A 17,421-nucleotide genomic window follows, 5' to 3' on the forward strand; every position below is an offset into this window, starting at 1 on the left:
TATACTATAAAATATTATATTACAAGGTATATAAATGCAAATAATTATATATAATCAAAAAGGTGGAGTTGGAAAGTCAATGCTTGCAACTCAATTAGCACTTTATTTTGATACAACTATAATCGAATTAGATCCATATGGAATGTTAAATGATACATTAGGTGATGATATTGTTTATAAAGTTGAACTAAATGAAAAAGTACCTGAAATAAAAGAGGGTGATGTTATTTATGATTTTGGTGGTTTTGATGATTTAAGATTAGATGAGATATCTAAAAGTGCTGATTTGATTATCATTCCCTTTAACCCAACTATTAATTCTCTTGGAACTACACTAAAAAGTTATAACAGAGTAAAAACTCAAAATGTACCTGTGTTATTTGTAGTGAATGCAGTTTTAAATGATAAAGATGTTGAAGAATCAATAAGTTTCATAAAAGAAAATACACAAGATGAGATTGATTTTTTCGTAATACCACATACAAGAGCTTTACAAACAGTTGAAAATGAAGGTGTTAGTATAATCGAATTTGCAAATAGTTCAGGCTTAAGAAAACACACATACAGGAAAATAAGCGGAATTATGAAAGATTTTGTAAAGAAAATAGAAGAGTATTTAGAATAATAGAATTTATTAGGAGTTATTATGGCAAGAGCAAAGTTTGATAATTTAAAAAATACACAAAGTAAAGAGAATTTTACACATAAAGATTTACAAAAACAAAAAGCAGGACGTCCTCTTGGAAGTAAAGTTAAAAAAGAACAATCGAATGCATCTTTAACAATAGCCCTAACTCCAAGTCAAAAAAAGCAGCTTGAAGAGTATGCAAATTTAGAATATCGTTCAGTTGGAAGTGTTATAAAAATGCTTTTAATTAAAAATGATATTATAAAAATAAACGAATAAAAGGAATAATCATGGAAGAAATGAATATACAATGCCCTTATTGCTTACAAGCTGTTACAGTTTTGGTTGATACTGGTGTTTATGAATACACAACATTAATTGATGATTGTGAGGTTTGTTGCAGACCAATTGAAATATCTTATAGCGTCGAAGACGGTGTAGTTTCGAGCTTATCTTATAATATTATCGAAGGAAATGAAAACTAGTCTAGAAAGTTTTTTTAATCTCTTCAATACAATGAATAAAATATTTTTTTGAACTAGAAATATAATAAAATTTAAAAGCTATTAAAAAAGCTAAAATAGCAAAAGAAACTTCAGTGCTTAAAATAGAAGGAAACTTTTCAACAAGTGACAATAGAGTTAATATAGAAATTGTGATAATTATAGGTAAAACTACTTTCCAATAAATAGAAAATACCTTTGAAATACTTATTAGCAATTTGATACTTGAATAAAAGCTATAATTGATATAGTTTAAAAGTTCATCACTGTTTTTACTAGTTTTAATATTTGAGCTAAAATCATATATCTCTTTTTTAGTTTTATTTATCATTATTACTCCTAAATTATTTTGTATTTTATCATAATTTGTAAATTGATTTGATTATAATATGAGAAATTTTTAGATAATATATTAATAGTTTAAATTTGAGGATAAATATTATGAGCTTTGAAGAACAAGGATATTTTGATAAAGTTTACCATAGAAATGGGAAGTTATATAAAAAAGTTAATAAAGAAAGTATACAAGAAATGATTGATACTGTTAATAGTAAATCTTTTACAAGTAAAGATTTATTAATAGTTGATATTACTGATGAAAAAATAAGAAATTATAAGAAAATGCAAGAAATATTAGAAGCCAATGATATTGAAGAATTGTCTATTAAATTAGATAAATTAAAGTATAAAGTTTATTTGAGGTTGAAATTAAAAGATTAGATTGTATATTGGGTGTCCGGAGATTTAAGTTTGTTAATATAAAGGCTTTTGAGATTACTATTTATAAAAAGACCCTTAAAAAGTTCCCTAAACTTTTAATTGAGTATAAAATATATTGATATCTTATTTTATATGTTTTCTAAAAAATGAATCCATTTTTGGATAATATTCATCATCTTTTTTTATTTCTAGAATTTGTCTTAGTACATAATTATCTAATAAATCATCTTTTAAATCTTCAAAATCACTTTCTTTATAAATATCAAGATACAAGTCTTTTGCTTTTGAATTAAGATATTTAATTATATCTTCACTTGAAATATTTTTTTTATTTAAAGTATTCAAATCTTCAAAAAGAATAGCTACTTTATGTATCATTTCATCATCTTCATTTTTTGCCCAATTAATAAGATCTTCTTTATCTATAATATTTAAATGCGCTACTGCAATTGCATGATTAAAACACTCTTCTCCACCATGATAAACTAATGCACATAATCTATCTTTTATACAATCAGTTGGAGTAAGTAGAGTTAATGTTCCAACATGAGTTTTTAATTGAGCAAATTCTTTTGTTAAATCATTTCCTAGTGTAACTGGACCAGTTGGAAACTCAATATAGTTTGGATTATTATGATATTTATAATACCTTGATTCAGTCTTTTCAAATCCAAGTTCAAGCATTGTTTCTTCAATTTGTCTTGAAGTAACAGATGGATTTGGAATAAAATCTATGTCCAAAGACGAAAAGTTAGATTTTGTATATATTTCCATACATGAACCACCCGATAAAACAACATCAATATTTTTATCTTTTAATTTAGTACATACATAAGATGCTGTTTCTTCTAAAGTTAATAACGTATCTAATGGATTATTTTTCATTTTTATTTCTCATTATTAAAGGTTTATTATTTGCTCTTGGTCTTGTTCTTTCTTTTCTAACTAATTTAATTCGTTCTTCATTTGAATAGGTAGTACGAGCTTTTTTTAATAGTGCTACCAGTTCTTCATAAATTGGATATCTTTTATTTAACTCATACATTCTAATATTGGCTAAATTTTTACCTACAATAATATTTGCAAGTTCAAATTTATCTAATTGCTTTTTTATAACAGATGGACTAACTTCATAAAATTGTGCAATCTCTCTAATATATCCTGATTCTTTTGACAAAAGATATTGCAATACTCTTTCTGCATTTTTACTTCCAAATAATACTTCTAACATAAATATTCCTTAATTACATACTCTTATTTAGAACGTATGTTCTACTATAGAATATATTTGTACTCTATTATAGAACATTAGTGAATAAAAGTCAAATATAAAACATTACTGTCGTAAACTATTCATCCATTGAACAACCTTATCTTCTTCCCGACAGTTATTCTTGGACTTAATTTAATAGGTTTTGGAAATTTATTCTCATTGATCCATAACCATATAGTACTTTTTGCTATACCTGTTTTCTTCATTACATCTGTGATTCTTATAAAATTATTCATTTCTCTCAATCATAAGTATAATCTGCAAAGTTTTCAATATGTTGAGTATCTGTAAAAATTCCATTTTTATTTGTATGATGAATTATTATAAAGTATTAATAATGAAAATATTTTAAAGTTATTTGTCATCTTTTTTGTCTTTGTTATCAATATTATCAAGAGCTTTATTAAATGCTAAAGCAAAAAACATAATAATTAATATCAATCCAAAAGCAACATATATAGCCATTCGATACTCCTAATTCAAAAATTTACTTTATAATTAAAACTTTAACTAAATTACCGTAAGTGAATTTATATTTTTTAAAAAGGAGTTCTTATAAAATAACATGGCATTTTTATTTTACAAATATTGAAAATATTGGATTACTAAATTGCTAAACTTGGCAATGTGATTTATTAATGCTTGTTTAGAAAATTAAAAAAAGTTTTAAATAGGTTCATATATAAATTATTTATTATAATTTTTTAATAATTTTAAGAGTATACTAATTAATAACAATATCATAGTTTATTTTATTTAAATAATTAATAGAATAAATAATCTCATAAGCTTGTTTTAGGAATGAATGAAAGTTTTACACACATCAGACTGGCATATAGGCCAAAAATTTATGGGAAAGAGCAGAGAAGAAGAACACAAAGCTTTTCTATCTTGGGTTTATGAAATAATAAAAAAAGAAAATATTGATGTACTTATAGTTGCAGGTGATATTTTTGATACTGGAAATCCACCTAATTATGCACTTGAACTTTATTATAATTTTTTAAAAAAATTATTTTCAATACCAAATTTATATGTGATTATTACTGCAGGAAATCATGATTCTATTTCTACACTAAAAGCTCCAAAACAATTACTTGAATTTATGAATGTTCATGTTATTACTTCAGGAGATGAGGATGAAAATGAACTAATACTTATATACAAAGAAGACAAACTTCAAGGTGTTGTTTGTGCTGTTCCATTTTTACGAGATAGTATTGTAAGAAAGGCTGTAAGTGGTCAAACAACAAATGAAAAAGAATCATCACTAAATACTGGAATAAAACAACATTATACTGATGTATATGAAGAAGCTATAAAACTTACTTCACAAGATAATCTTCCAATCATTGCTACAGGACACCTTACAACTGTAGGAAGTAGAACAAGTGAAAGTGAACGTGATATTTATATAGGTGGAACACTAGATATAGGAAGTGATTTTTTAGGTAAGTATTTTGATTATGTAGCTCTTGGTCATTTGCATATAAATCAAACAGTAGGAAGTAATCATGTGAGATATAGTGGTTCTCCTATCCCTCTTAGTTTTTCAGAATCAAATCAGAAAAAGAAAATAAATATTGTCGAGTTCAAAGATGATAGAGTAAATGTAGAAGAAATAGAAATACCTCTATATCGAAAACTAGAAGTTCTAAAAGGTAATTTAGAATCAGTAATAAAAAAACTAAAAACACTAAACAATCCTGAAGATAAATCAACATGGATTGAAATACATCTTAGTGATGACAATCCAATGTCTGCAAATCAAGAGATAAGAGAGTACGCAGATGAGAATGAATTAATCATCTTAGCTATTAAAATAGATAGAACTGAAAAGAAATTAGAAGCAAAAGAGTTAAAGGTAACTAGCCTAGATGAACTTACCCCTTCTGATGTATTTACAAGAAGACTTGATGTAGAAGAATTAGAAGATAAAGAGTTTGTAGAAGAACTAACACTAAACTTCAAAAAAGTTTATGAAAAGGTGTCAGTTCAATGAAAATACTAAAAGTAAAATCATTAAATATCAACTCACTAAAAGGTGAGTTTGAGATAGACTTCACCACATTTCTAAATGACAATGCCTTATTTGCAATTACTGGTCCTACTGGAGCAGGTAAAAGTACAATACTTGATATTATCACTTGTTCATTATATGGAAGAACACCAAGACTAAAAAATCCTCCAAATGAATTAATGTCTCGTCATACCTATGAATCTTTATGTGAAGTTGAATTTGAAATAAAAGGAACTATATATCGTTCTTCATGGACGCAAAAAAGAGCTTATAAAAAAGCAGATGGTAGTTTCCAAACAGCTAAAATGGAAGTTTCTAATGTTAACACTAAAGAAATTTTAGAATCTAAGCTTAGAGAAGTGCCAAAATATATAGAGTCCTTATCAGGTTTAGACTTTGATAGATTCATACAATCAATGGTTTTAGCTCAAGGTGGATTTGATGCCTTTTTAAAAGCTGATGAAAAAGAAAGATCAACTCTTTTAGAAAAAATGACTGGTACTCAAATCTATGCAAAAATATCAAAAGAGATATATGAGACTTATTCAGCTTCAAAATCTGAAATAGACTATGCTAAAAAAAGTCTAGATGATACTCAACTCCTAGAAAAAGAAGACGTAGAAGAAAAAACAAAAGCTTTAGAAGAAAACAAAAAACAAAAACTAGAACTAGATACAAAAGAGAATGAACTAATAAAAATAAAAACATGGCTTGAAACGCTAACTAAACTAGAATCAGATGATAAAAACTATAATGAGTTATTTGCAAAAGCTTCAAAAGAAAAAGAAGATAATAAAGAAGAGTTTCAAAAGCTAGAACTTGCAAACAAAGCTTTAAATATTGAAACTATATATTCTCAACAAAATAGTTTAGAGTTGGATATAAAAAAAGATAGCTCAACTCATATTAAATTAGAAGCTGATTTAAAAGAACTAAAAGAAAAATTATCATTAACTCAATCTAAATTTGAACTAAGTCAAAAAGAAACAAATAAAGCAAAAGAAACTTTTGAACTTGAGTCAAAAAAGATAAAAGAAGTAAGAACACTACAAACACAAATACTTGAAAAACAAAAAAACTTAAAAGACTTAGAAGTAAAAATATCTACGAAAAAAGAAGAGTTATTAAAACTTCAAAAAACACAAACTCTTATAAAAGAAGAATTTGAAACTATTAAAAAACAGCTAGATACTGCAAAAGAGTATTTAGAAGAAAACAAAATAGACGAAAGCTTAATAGAATCACTTCCTTTAATAGCTAAGAATATTAAAGAGTTAGAATATGAAAATAGTACTTTAAAAGAACTACTTTCAAATAAAGAATCTATAAATAAAAAAGAGTTAAAACAAAAAACTACACACGATAAACTAGCTTTAGAAACAAAAGAATTAAAAGCTAAATATGACTCTATTGAAAAAGAGTATAAAGCCCTTGAATCAAACTCTTCAGATGATACAAAAAAAGAAGAAGAGTTAAGAGCTAACTCAAAAAGAATAGAATCATTACAAACTTCTCTAAAAGAATATGAGTCTTTAATCAAAAAGATTAAAGATGAAAAACAATCACTTGAGCTAAATACAAAAGATCAAGAACATCTAACATCTAGTATAAATACAAAACAATCTTTAGCGAACGAACTACTCAAACATATAAGCACACTACGAGAAAAAAGAGAATCTGATCTACTTATCAAAAAGTATGCAGATGATAGAGCCAAACTAGAAGAGGGTGAAGAGTGTTTCTTATGTGGTTCAAAAGAACATCCGTTTGTAGAAAGTCATGTGGTTTCAAAAGTAGATGAAACAAGTACTTTAATAGATGAAAAGGATAATGAACTTAAAAAATTAGAGAGAGAACTAAAAAGCTTAAATTCAAATCTATCTAAAGCAGAAGTAAAAATACAATCATCAACTTTAGAATCAGAGTTGCTAAAAAAGCAAAAAGATACAATACTAGAAGTATTTAAAACTCAATCTGTAGAGTTAAACGATAATACAAAACTAAATCTAGAAGAAGAACTACTATCAATAAATGATAGTTTAAAATCAATAGTAAAAACAAGAGAAGAAAAAGAAAAGCTTCTTAAACAAAGAGATACTTCAAGTAGTAACTTCTCTTCAAAACAAAAAGAGTTTTTAGAGATTGAAAAAGAATTAACGCAAACTATTTCTACAAAAGAACAAATGTCTAAAGATGAATCAAAATCAAATGAAAAGATAAGTTCTCTAAAGGAACAGTTATCAAATCAATACAAATCATACAATATTACATTTGATATAGATACGTACACAGCAGAATTTAAAACACTAGAAAACAGAAAAACAACATACCAAACAAACCAATCAAAAAATAAAGAGTATGAATCAAAATTAGGTCAAATAAGTATAAATAAAAAAGAAAATGAAACAAAACTTTCGTCACTTGAAAGTGAGCTAAAAATAGACACTAAAAACAAAGATGAATATATATCAAGCATAGAAGAACTAAAAATAAAAAGTATAAAAGTTCTAAATGTAGCAGATATAAATACTTATGAATTAGAAGTAAACAATACTATAAAACAAGTACAAGAAAAAGAGCAAAAAGTAAGCCAAGAATTAACATCTTTAAAAACAAAAGATGATGAGTTAAATAAACAAGAGCAAATTTTAAAAGAAAAACTAATCTCTTCAAAACAAGAACTAGAAGAGTTAAAAACAAAAGTAAAAAATGAACTAAGAAACAATAACTTTGAATCAATTGAGTCTTTTGAAAAAGCAATACTATCAAAAGAAAAAAGAGAAGAATTATCAACTCTTTGTAAATCAATAGAAGATAAATACAATGAATACCAAACTCTTAAAACAAATACTTCAAAAGCTTTAGAAGAGCATAAAAAACAAGACATAGCTATAAAACCAATAGATGAAGTAAATACTGAACTACAAGAGTTTCAATCAAAAATAGATGAATTACAACTAAATATTGGTGCAGTATCGCAAACTTTAAAAAGAAATGAACAAGATAGACAAAAACATCAAGAAAAGATACTTCAACTTGAAAAGAAAAAAGAAGCTTTCAAAGTATGGATAAAACTAAATGAAATGATAGGTTCAGCCGATGGAAATAAGTTTGCAAAATTTGCTCAAGGTATCACATTAGACCAACTAATAAGCCTAGCAAACAATCACTTGAGTGTACTATCAAGTAGATATGAACTACAAAGAAGCCGTGAGCAAAAACAACTACTAGAAATAAAAGTAATTGATAGTTTCCAAGGAGATGTAATCAGACCTGTAAGTACTCTATCAGGTGGTGAGAGTTTTATAGTAAGTCTTTCACTTGCTCTTGGACTCTCAGAGTTAGCAAGTCAAAAGATAGCTATAGATTCACTTTTTTTAGATGAAGGGTTTGGGACATTGGATGAAGATAGTTTAGAAACAGCATTAAATGCTCTAAATCTACTTCAAAGTAGTGGAAAAATGGTAGGTGTAATTTCTCATGTGGAAGCCTTAAAAGAAAGAATACCATTGCAGATAAAAGTTGTTCCTAAAGGTGATGGGACGAGTTTTGTTGAAATAGATTAAATAGAAGGATTGTAACATGAGTGATAGAAGTGCAGAAGCATCGATAAAGGGTTATACATATCAATTTTTACATACTATTAAAGATATTATGGAAAAAGCTAACTTAACAGATGTATGTACAGTTGAAGGTGATGAAGATTTTGATATACAAAGTGATACTGAAAAAAAGTTAATTCAATATAAATATCATGAAGAACAAAAATTTATTAATTCTAGAGTTGCTAAACCTATAGGTATAATGTTCAATCATTTTTTAAATAACCAAAGCTCAAATGATAAATATAAACTTTTTATTTATTTAAATGAGAAAGAAATGCCTGAATTGACAAAGGAAAGAATTACTAACATTTTAATACTAAAAACTTCAACAGATCATTTTGATAAAGAAAAAAATATTTATGACATAAATTCGAAAAAACATAGTTATGCTGAAAATGAAGAATTTGTTAATCTTTTTATAGAAAAATTTGATTGGTTTTTAACACAAAAATATGATGATTTGGAAAGTGAATTAATCTGTATCTTAACAAATGCTTTTTCAATTCCAACTGATGAATCAAAAATACTATATTTATCTAATGCAATAAAAATTATTAGTGATTTATCAACTAAACCAGATGGACAAAGAGATATTACAAAAGAACAATTTATTTCAAAACTAAATACGTATGGGAAAATTGTATTTTCATCATTAATCTTCAGAATTAAAGGATTTAGTGAGTTAAAAAAGCTTTATAAAAAACAAAAAAAAGCATTTAATATAAATAAAAATGGGGTAAGTCACATTGTTCAAATTAATAATATTTCGAGAGGTTATGTTAATCAATTAATTGTTGAATTATCTAAAAAATTTTGTTATAAAGGAAATAAATGGGATTATCTTCCTATAACTTTTGTTGTTAATTGTCCTCCTTCTGAATATAAAGAATTTAAAAGAAGTATATTTTCATATATTACATCACAAAATGAATGTATGAAAATAAATGATGGATTGGAAGACTATAGTTTTAATATCAATATTTATAATGAAATATTAATTAAGACAAAGGATGGAAATAAATATGATATTGTAAGTTTTAATTTTAAATTTTTACATCAAGATATTTTTATAAATAAATTTTCACAAATGAATTATTCGAATATTGGATTATTTGTTCTTGATGATAGTAGTTCATCTTTATCTCACATTTCAGAAAAACAATTTTATTTAAATAATTTAACAAATGAACAAATAATAGAAATTATAGGAGAATAATATGGCAGAAAAACAAGATAAATCAAACCAGTTAAGAGTAATAAGTTTTGAACCACACTCTGTACAAATAGAAATTGTTAATTTTAAAAAATGGAAAGAAGAAAATACAAATAATGATATTAAAATAGGCTCATTTTTAAAAATTGAAGATGGAAATGAAAAAAATATTCTGGTTTTAGTTCAAAGTTTTAAAATGAAACCTAAAGAGGAAGAAAAAGGTCAGGCCTCAAGGGAAGATGACTATTTTGGTACATTTATTATAAATACACAGCCAATTGGACAATTAGAAAAACAGGCTGATGATTCTTTTAAGTTTATTAAGGGTATTAAAAATATTAGTATACCTCCAAATGGTGTGTCAATTGCTAGTGATGAAGAAATCAAAAGTATATTTACAATTAATGAATCTGCTAGATTAATTTTTTCTGAGCATTTAGTTAATCCAAAAATTAAGATTGAAGTTGATGGTGATAAGTTTTTTTCAAAACATATTGCAGTAGTAGGGTCAACTGGTTCAGGTAAATCATGTACAGTTGCAAAAATTATTCAAGAAGCTAAAAAGTTAAAAGCGAGCCAACACTTAAACAACACACATATCTTAATTTTTGATATTCATGGGGAATATGAAAAAGCATTTCCTAAATCAAATATTCTTTCTATAGAACACGATAGTTTAAAGTTGCCATATTGGTTGATGAATTCTGAAGAATTAGAAGATATGTTTGTTGAAAGTAATGAGAGTAATTCACATAATCAAGTTTCTCAGTTTAAATATGCTGTTATTGAAAATAAAAGGAAATATAATCCTTCTATTCAAATAACTTACGATAGCCCAGTGTATTTCTCTTTAGAAGAAGTATATAGTTTTATATATAATAAAAATAATTTAACTGTATATGAAAAAGATTCAAAACAGTATTTTGCATCAATTAATAACAATGAAGAATTTGATGAGCAAAAATTATGGAAGACAATAGATTTTGAACAATCTACTGGAAATGGAAAGCATGCAACTTTTGGAGCAAAGGTTACTAAAGAAGGTGGTTTTAATGGTGAGTTTAATAGATTTATATCTCGTCTTGAAACAAAAATGAATGATGAAAGATTAAATTTTATATTGCATTCTAAGAAAGAAGATTTAACTGAATATGAAACAAGTGATTTAAAGGTCTTAATAGAACAACTTTTAGGCTATATAGATGGAAATAAAAATATAACGATAGTTGATTTAAGCTCATTGCCTTTTGAGGTTGTTTCAATAGTTGTTTCTATTATTTCAAGAATAGTATTTGATTTTGCATATTATTCAAGTAAAAATGCACCTGAGGGTAGTAAAAATGAAACACCCTTTATGTTAGTTTATGAAGAAGCTCACAAGTACATACCTAAAAATGCTGAAGTAAGATATCGGAATACTAGACTTGCAGTTGAGAGAATAGCAAAGGAAGGTAGAAAATATGGAGTGTCATCGATGATTGTTTCTCAACGACCATCTGAAATATCAAGTACTGTATTTTCACAATGTAATAACTTTGTAGTAATGAGATTAAACAACCCTGACGATCAATCTTATGTAAAAAGATTATTGCCAGAAGCCGTAGTGAGTTATGGTGACGCATTATCTTCACTAGAGAAGAGAGAAGCTTTAATAGTAGGTGATGCAATTGCAACGCCTACCATTGGAAAAGTTCTAGATGCAGATCCAACACCTAGATCAGAAGACATAGATTTTTATTCAGAATGGAAAAATGACTGGAAGGGTATGGCATTTGATGAAATAATCAAGTTGATAAATAAGGAAAAACCTAATGAAAGTTAAAAAATTGTTATTAAATTTTCTAAATCAAACAATTGATTTATTTTTCTTTATTCTTCTTAAAATTCAATCTTTTATGTTTACCTTTTCTGATATACGAAAAAGTACACAAATTACAATGTTAAATATAACTAAGAAAAGAGAAGGGAATAAAATATATTTATATTTTAGGTATTTATTTATGCCAACACGCCTTTACTCAGAAATCATCAAAGAGAATGATCCTGATAATTTTTTAAATTATATGGAAAAAATGACGCGTTATTCTCTAATTACAAGTTCTTTGATATCTCTTATTCTATTATTAGGTAGTCTTTACGTTGATAAAAATATATTAATGTATTTTTATTCGGTTGATAATATTTTTGTTTATTTTATTGCTTATGCTTTATGTGTTTTTATTTTACTATGGTCAATATCTAGAATTATAGAAATTACATATGCGTTTATAAATGATGCTAGAACTCACTTAGAAATAAAAGAGCCTACATCTAATATACCTTATTTTAAGAGAATTCATTTAGCTATGATAAGTTATATTGAATTAATTATATTATTTGCAATATTATATTTTTGTATAGATTCATTATCAAGTGCCTTTAATTTATGTAATCTAAATATGATTGATTTAATATATTTTAGTGGTGTTACAATTACTACTTTGGGATATGGTGATATTCAGCCAGATTTATGGTTAACAAAGTTGCTCTCTATAATTGAAGTTATATGTGGTTTTACTTTGATTATTGTCTCTTTTACAGTTTATGTTTCTAGAGCAATAAATGATTTGAATAAATGAAGAGGAAAAAGTATGCGTATAAAAAAAGATAAAAAATATCCAAAATCAGTATTTAAATATTGTAATTTAAATAGTAATAATCACACTGACAATTTTTTTAAAAATCAAATTTGGTTATCAAATCCATTAAATTTAAATGATCCATACGATTGTTCTATTACCTATGATTCTGAGAAAATACAAAATATTATTAGTTTTAATAATGTTCAGGAAATTCTAAAAGATTTTTCTGAAGAAGAAATGTCAACTTCTATTAAGGAAAACATATTGTCAAGTGATAACCCAATTCAAAATCTTTTGGATTGGGTAGAAGAATTTATTGAAGGCTCTGTAGAGGCTGAATATATTTTTAGGGATCTGATTAAAGATATACAAGATATGAAAGCATTCATTTTAAAAGATTTTAATGAGAAATACAGAAATAAATTAAAGATTAGCTCATTCTCAGAAAATCATAAATCCTTATTAATGTGGGGACATTATGCTAATAATCATCAAGGTTTTTGTATTGAATATGATTTAAGTTCTATGAATGATAATGAAAATTTAAAAAAATATTTGTTTCCAGTTAAGTATAGTAATGAACGATTTGATATTACAGATTTTTATATAGATAATGTAATTAATAAAGAAGCAAAGGATACAAATAGATTAATACACTCAGTTTTATACAACTCAGAAGATTGGGAATATGAAAAAGAGTGGCGATTTGTTATTACTGAATCTGAATATGATAGTAAAACTGTATCAACTCCTAAACCAAAAGCTATTTATTTAGGTAGTCAAATAAAAGAAGAGCATAAAGAACAATTTATAAAAGTATGTAAAGAAAATGATATAGATGTTTATCAAATGAAACTAGATGATAAAATATATAAAGTAAATACAGAAAAAATATAAATAATGAGATATTTAATATGAACCTATCTAAATCCCTATACACAAAAGGCATCCAATGCCCAAAAGCACTTTGGCTAAAAAAGTATAATAAATCTGTGCTAACTCCACCAGATGATTCAGCCTTAGCTAGATTTGAGACTGGAAATGTAGTAGGGGATTTAGCTTGCGAGCTTTTTCCAAATGGAATAGAAATACCATATACTACAAACTTTGATGAGATGATAAAACAAACAGCCAAATATATAGATGATGGTATCAAATATATATATGAAGCTACTTTTAATTTTAATGGTATTTTAGTCTTAGTAGATGTATTAGAAATACATGAAGATGGTAGAGTATCTATATACGAAGTAAAAAGCTCATCAAGTGTAAAAGATATATATGTACATGATACTTCTATTCAATACTATGTATTAGAACAACTAGGTTTCTCAATAGTATCGGCAAATGTAGTACATATCAATAGCTCTTATGTAAGAGGTGATACTTTAGAATTAGATGAGCTTTTTACTATTGCAGATGTTAGTGAGGAAGTTCTAGCCTTACAAGAGAATATTCCTACTATTCTAAAAGAGTTTGGAACTATACTAGAAGATAAAACAAATGAACCAAATATTGATATAGGAAAACACTGTCATAATCCATACGTATGTGATGCAAAAGATTATTGTTGGAAAACTCAAAGAGCTATACCTGAATACTCTATTTTTAATATCTTTAATCTAGGAAGTAAAAAGCAAGTAGAGTTATATTCTCAAGGTATAAAAAAAATAGAAGATATACCAGATAACTTTGCTATGACTACAAATCAATCCCAAGCAGTAGAAAACTACAAATCAAAAGAGACTTTCATAAATAAAGAAAAAATCAAAGAGTTTGTAGATACTTTGACTTATCCTATCTATCATTTAGATTTTGAGACATTCCAACAAGCTATTCCTGAATTTAAAGGTATTAGCCCATATCAACAAATACCATTCCAATACTCACTTCATATAGAGTATGAAGATGGAACACTAGAACACAAAGAGTTTTTAGCCCTAGATGGTATAGACCCAAGAGAGGATATAGCTAAAAGTTTGCGTGAGCATATGCCAAGTGATGTGACAGTATTAGCATATAACATGAGTTTTGAAAAAGGTGTTATAAAAAAACTATCAGATTTATACCCAGAGCTTAGTATCCATCTTCTAAGTATAAATGAAAATATGAAAGACCTAATGATACCTTTCCAAAAGAAATACTACGTAACACCATCAATGAATGGAAGTTATTCTATCAAGTATGTATTACCTGCATTAGTTCCAGAGTTTGCAAAAACATATGAAGAGTTAGATGGCGTACAAAATGGAAGCCAAGCTATGAATGCATTTGCAAATATGACTAAGATGGAAGAGGATGAGAAGAAGAGGATGAGAACTTCACTTTTAGAGTATTGTAAGTTGGATACTTTAGCGATGGTGAAGATATTAGAAAAGTTGAAGGAAATAAATTGATAAGATATTATGGTTTTAAAGAGATTAGAGGAAGCGAGTTATATGATAAGCAGAAAATTACCAAAAATCATAAGTTTCTTTATGAAAGTGTAAATAGTGAAATTAATTATTATAAAAGTGATGATATCAAGATGAGTTATATAAATTATTTTAAAAAGATTTTTTTTGAAATTAAAGAACTAGAATCTAAATCAAAAAAAGCAGATTTTTTTGCTTATCATATATCAGGGGATAAAAAAGATATTTCTAATATGGAGATAAGTAAATTATTAAGAAACTCTGATACTTTAAAAATAAATGAGTCTAATTGTTATGATAATAAGGATATAAAAGTTGTCTTTTCAGAAAATGGTTTTGTTTTTATTGCAAAATTTGATGAACAAATAGATAAGTTTGAAAGAATTTATATATTATATTTATTGGCTCAAGCTTATAATCTATATACTGAAAAGCTTATGATGGATGTCTCTTCTTCATATAAAAATGAAAATTTTAATAAAATGTTAACTCTTAGGAAAGAGATATATAGTTTTGATTTAAGTTGTTTTTTTTCCAATCCTGTTAATTATAAAAAGCAACAGATGCATACTATTTGGTCTTTTCTACATGATATTTATTCGGTTGAAGAAAACCATAAAGAGATGAAATCCCAAGTAGAAGACTTAGTAAATTTAATAGAAATTGATATTCGAGAGAAAGAAAAAGAAGAGAGAATAAAAGAGAAAGAAAAAGAAGAAAGATTATACAGACAAAGAAAAGAAGAAAGAGTAGAAGAAAATGAAAAACAAAATAAAAAAGCTTTTAAAAGAACTATGTTATTAACTGGATTTGGAGTTTTAATTGCTATGTTTTCATTAGGAAGTGTATATGCAGATTTAGTTGAACTAGGGGCATTACCAAATATATTTGAAGTATCGGAGAATAAAGTAAAAGATGATTGATTATACAAAAAAAATTACTATAAAAAGAAAATATGAAAGAATTGATGTAACCCCTGTAGATATTAATGAAGCAACAGAAAGTAATAGAGGAAGAATTGTAAATTCTCCAGCAGTAAGAAGACTTCAACAAAAAACACAAGTTTTTCCTCTAGAAATAAATGCAGCTGTGAGAAGTAGATTAACACATTCTCTAGAAGTTCAACAAGTCTCAAGACACATAGCAAGAACTATTATTAAAATACTAAAAGAAAAGAAAAAACTTAAAAAGTATAATTTGGATGGACTAGAACATGCTTTTACTTCAACATCTGAAATGGCTAGTCTAATGCATGATATTGGGAACCCTCCTTTTGGCCATTTTGGTGAACTTGCATTAAATGAATGGATGCAAAAGAAAGGTGTGAAATGCTTTAATAAAGCACTTAATATAAAAAAAGATTCTCTTTTATCTAAGAATATGAGGTCATTTAAAAAGATGATTGAAAAAGATATTTGTTGTTTTGAAGGAAATGCACAAGGTATTAGAATTGCACATTCTTTACAAGGGTTAAACTTAACATATTCACAAACTGCTTCAATACTAAAATATACACGTGCAGCATATGAGAAGAGACCCATTAAAACTTCAAAGTTCAGTTACTTAAAAAAGAAACCAGGTTTTTATTATAGTGAAGAAGAATATGTTAAAGAAATATATACTGAGTTAGATATGAAAGAAGGGTGTAGATTTCCTTTAACATATATAATGGAAGCAGCAGATGATATTTCATATGGAATTGCTGATTTAGAAGACGCGGTTGATAAAGGGATAATGTCCTTAAAGAAATTGTATGAAACTATTATCAAGGAAGCAGATGAATATGGAGAAAAAGGTGAGTTTCTTAAAAGTATTGCAAAAGAGAAATATGAAATGGCAAAAAAGAAAAATAGGTCTCAGGTTAATAATTTTATAATATATTTTAGAACAGATATTGTAAATTATTTAGTTAAATATGCAGCTAAGGTTTTTTTAGAAAATCATAAAAAGGTTTTTAATGGTACTTACAATAAAGCTTTATTAGAAGATAACAATAGTGAATTCGATGTTATTTTAGAAGTTCTTAAAAAAGTTGCAGTAAAACATGTTTTCAAACATCCTGAAGTAGAAATCTTAGAACTAAAAGGAAATGCATCAATTAAAGGTTTACTAAATTGTTATAAGCCTTTATTGGAACTTTCAAATAAAGAATTCAACCTTTTATTGAATAATCAAAAAAACGAAACACCAATTTCCGCGAGATTATTTAATCGTTTATCAAATAAACATATAGATGCATATGATAATGCATTGCGAGATCTGAGTAAAAAAGAAGTAAAAGGATTTAAATATAGAATTTTAGAATGGTATTATAGAGCTAGACTTATACTTGATTTTATTAGTGGCATGACTGATGAATATGCCATAAAAGAATATCAAGAACTTTCTGCTATTAAATAAAAAAGTCAGAAAAACTAATAAGTT

At 26.3% G+C, this 17,421-nt stretch carries 17 protein-coding genes; 13 read left to right on the forward strand and 4 right to left on the reverse strand.

Going from position 1 to position 17,421, the window contains the following annotated elements; genetic code table 11:
• The first annotated feature begins 34 nt into the window (after positions 1-34).
• From D3Z07_RS13080 to D3Z07_RS13090, 3 genes are read left to right on the forward strand one after another with little or no spacing between them, the layout of a single operon-like run.
• On the forward strand, positions 35-625 hold the full coding sequence (locus D3Z07_RS13080; RefSeq protein WP_076087990.1) for a ParA family protein: 591 nt from the start codon (positions 35-37) through the stop codon (positions 623-625).
• A 21-nt stretch (positions 626-646) separates the two neighbouring features.
• A complete protein-coding gene (locus D3Z07_RS13085) occupies positions 647-907 on the forward strand; it encodes a hypothetical protein (RefSeq protein WP_076087987.1) in 261 nt (86 codons plus the stop codon).
• A gap of 11 nt (positions 908-918) precedes the next feature.
• Positions 919-1,113 carry a CPXCG motif-containing cysteine-rich protein gene (locus tag D3Z07_RS13090; RefSeq protein WP_122894109.1) on the forward strand — a complete coding sequence of 65 codons (195 nt, stop codon included), beginning with the start codon at positions 919-921 and terminating at the stop codon, positions 1,111-1,113.
• A 1-nt stretch (position 1,114) separates the two neighbouring features.
• Here the strand turns inward: D3Z07_RS13090 and D3Z07_RS13095 are convergent, their stop codons facing one another.
• Positions 1,115-1,462, reverse strand: a complete 348-nt coding sequence (locus tag D3Z07_RS13095) for a hypothetical protein (protein ID WP_076087983.1) — start codon at positions 1,460-1,462, stop codon at positions 1,115-1,117.
• Between the two features lie 110 nt (positions 1,463-1,572).
• On the opposite strand from D3Z07_RS13095, the gene D3Z07_RS13100 reads away from it, so the two are divergent.
• Positions 1,573-1,851: a hypothetical protein gene (locus D3Z07_RS13100; protein WP_076087981.1), complete on the forward strand. Its 279-nt coding sequence runs from the start codon at positions 1,573-1,575 to the stop codon at positions 1,849-1,851.
• 123 nt (positions 1,852-1,974) lie between these two features.
• Here D3Z07_RS13100 and D3Z07_RS13105 read toward each other — a convergent pair whose 3' ends face one another.
• The 3 genes from D3Z07_RS13105 to D3Z07_RS14395 all read right to left on the reverse strand — a co-directional run bounded on the left by D3Z07_RS13105 (position 1,975) and on the right by D3Z07_RS14395 (position 3,360).
• Positions 1,975-2,736, reverse strand: a complete 762-nt coding sequence (locus D3Z07_RS13105) for a hypothetical protein (RefSeq protein ID WP_122894110.1) — start codon at positions 2,734-2,736, stop codon at positions 1,975-1,977.
• Positions 2,726-3,082 carry an ArsR family transcriptional regulator gene (locus D3Z07_RS13110; protein WP_122894111.1) on the reverse strand — a complete coding sequence of 119 codons (357 nt, stop codon included), beginning with the start codon at positions 3,080-3,082 and terminating at the stop codon, positions 2,726-2,728. Before D3Z07_RS13110 ends, D3Z07_RS13105 begins: the two co-directional genes overlap by 11 nt.
• A 122-nt stretch (positions 3,083-3,204) precedes the next feature.
• Positions 3,205-3,360 (reverse strand): helix-turn-helix transcriptional regulator, encoded by a 156-nt coding sequence (locus D3Z07_RS14395; protein ID WP_228200556.1) that lies wholly within the window; start codon positions 3,358-3,360, stop codon positions 3,205-3,207.
• Between the two features lie 569 nt (positions 3,361-3,929).
• On the opposite strand from D3Z07_RS14395, the gene D3Z07_RS13120 reads away from it, so the two are divergent.
• From D3Z07_RS13120 to dgt, 9 genes are read left to right on the forward strand one after another with little or no spacing between them, the layout of a single operon-like run.
• Positions 3,930-5,126: an exonuclease SbcCD subunit D C-terminal domain-containing protein gene (locus tag D3Z07_RS13120; RefSeq protein ID WP_122894112.1), complete on the forward strand. Its 1,197-nt coding sequence runs from the start codon at positions 3,930-3,932 to the stop codon at positions 5,124-5,126.
• Positions 5,123-8,710: an AAA family ATPase gene (locus tag D3Z07_RS13125; RefSeq protein WP_122894113.1), complete on the forward strand. Its 3,588-nt coding sequence runs from the start codon at positions 5,123-5,125 to the stop codon at positions 8,708-8,710. Before D3Z07_RS13120 ends, D3Z07_RS13125 begins: the two co-directional genes overlap by 4 nt.
• Before the next feature lie 16 nt (positions 8,711-8,726).
• On the forward strand, positions 8,727-9,965 hold the full coding sequence (locus tag D3Z07_RS13130) for a hypothetical protein (RefSeq protein ID WP_122894114.1): 1,239 nt from the start codon (positions 8,727-8,729) through the stop codon (positions 9,963-9,965).
• A gap of 1 nt (position 9,966) precedes the next feature.
• Positions 9,967-11,784 carry an ATP-binding protein gene (locus D3Z07_RS13135; protein WP_122894115.1) on the forward strand — a complete coding sequence of 606 codons (1,818 nt, stop codon included), beginning with the start codon at positions 9,967-9,969 and terminating at the stop codon, positions 11,782-11,784.
• Positions 11,774-12,580 (forward strand): potassium channel family protein, encoded by an 807-nt coding sequence (locus tag D3Z07_RS13140; RefSeq protein ID WP_122894116.1) that lies wholly within the window; start codon positions 11,774-11,776, stop codon positions 12,578-12,580. The genes D3Z07_RS13135 and D3Z07_RS13140 overlap by 11 nt, the downstream gene beginning before the upstream one ends.
• Before the next feature lie 12 nt (positions 12,581-12,592).
• Positions 12,593-13,480: a DUF2971 domain-containing protein gene (locus tag D3Z07_RS13145; RefSeq protein ID WP_122894117.1), complete on the forward strand. Its 888-nt coding sequence runs from the start codon at positions 12,593-12,595 to the stop codon at positions 13,478-13,480.
• Between the two features lie 17 nt (positions 13,481-13,497).
• On the forward strand, positions 13,498-14,979 hold the full coding sequence (locus D3Z07_RS13150) for a DUF2779 domain-containing protein (RefSeq protein WP_206423284.1): 1,482 nt from the start codon (positions 13,498-13,500) through the stop codon (positions 14,977-14,979).
• On the forward strand, positions 14,976-15,920 hold the full coding sequence (locus D3Z07_RS13155; protein WP_122894119.1) for a hypothetical protein: 945 nt from the start codon (positions 14,976-14,978) through the stop codon (positions 15,918-15,920). The genes D3Z07_RS13150 and D3Z07_RS13155 overlap by 4 nt, the downstream gene beginning before the upstream one ends.
• A complete protein-coding gene (gene dgt, locus D3Z07_RS13160) occupies positions 15,913-17,397 on the forward strand; it encodes a dGTPase (protein WP_122894120.1) in 1,485 nt (494 codons plus the stop codon). The genes D3Z07_RS13155 and dgt overlap by 8 nt, the downstream gene beginning before the upstream one ends.
• Positions 17,398-17,421 lie beyond the last annotated feature (24 nt).

Origin of the sequence: Arcobacter peruensis (assembly GCF_003711085.1) — a bacterium.
Classification (GTDB): Bacteria; Campylobacterota; Campylobacteria; order Campylobacterales; family Arcobacteraceae; genus Poseidonibacter; species Poseidonibacter parvus.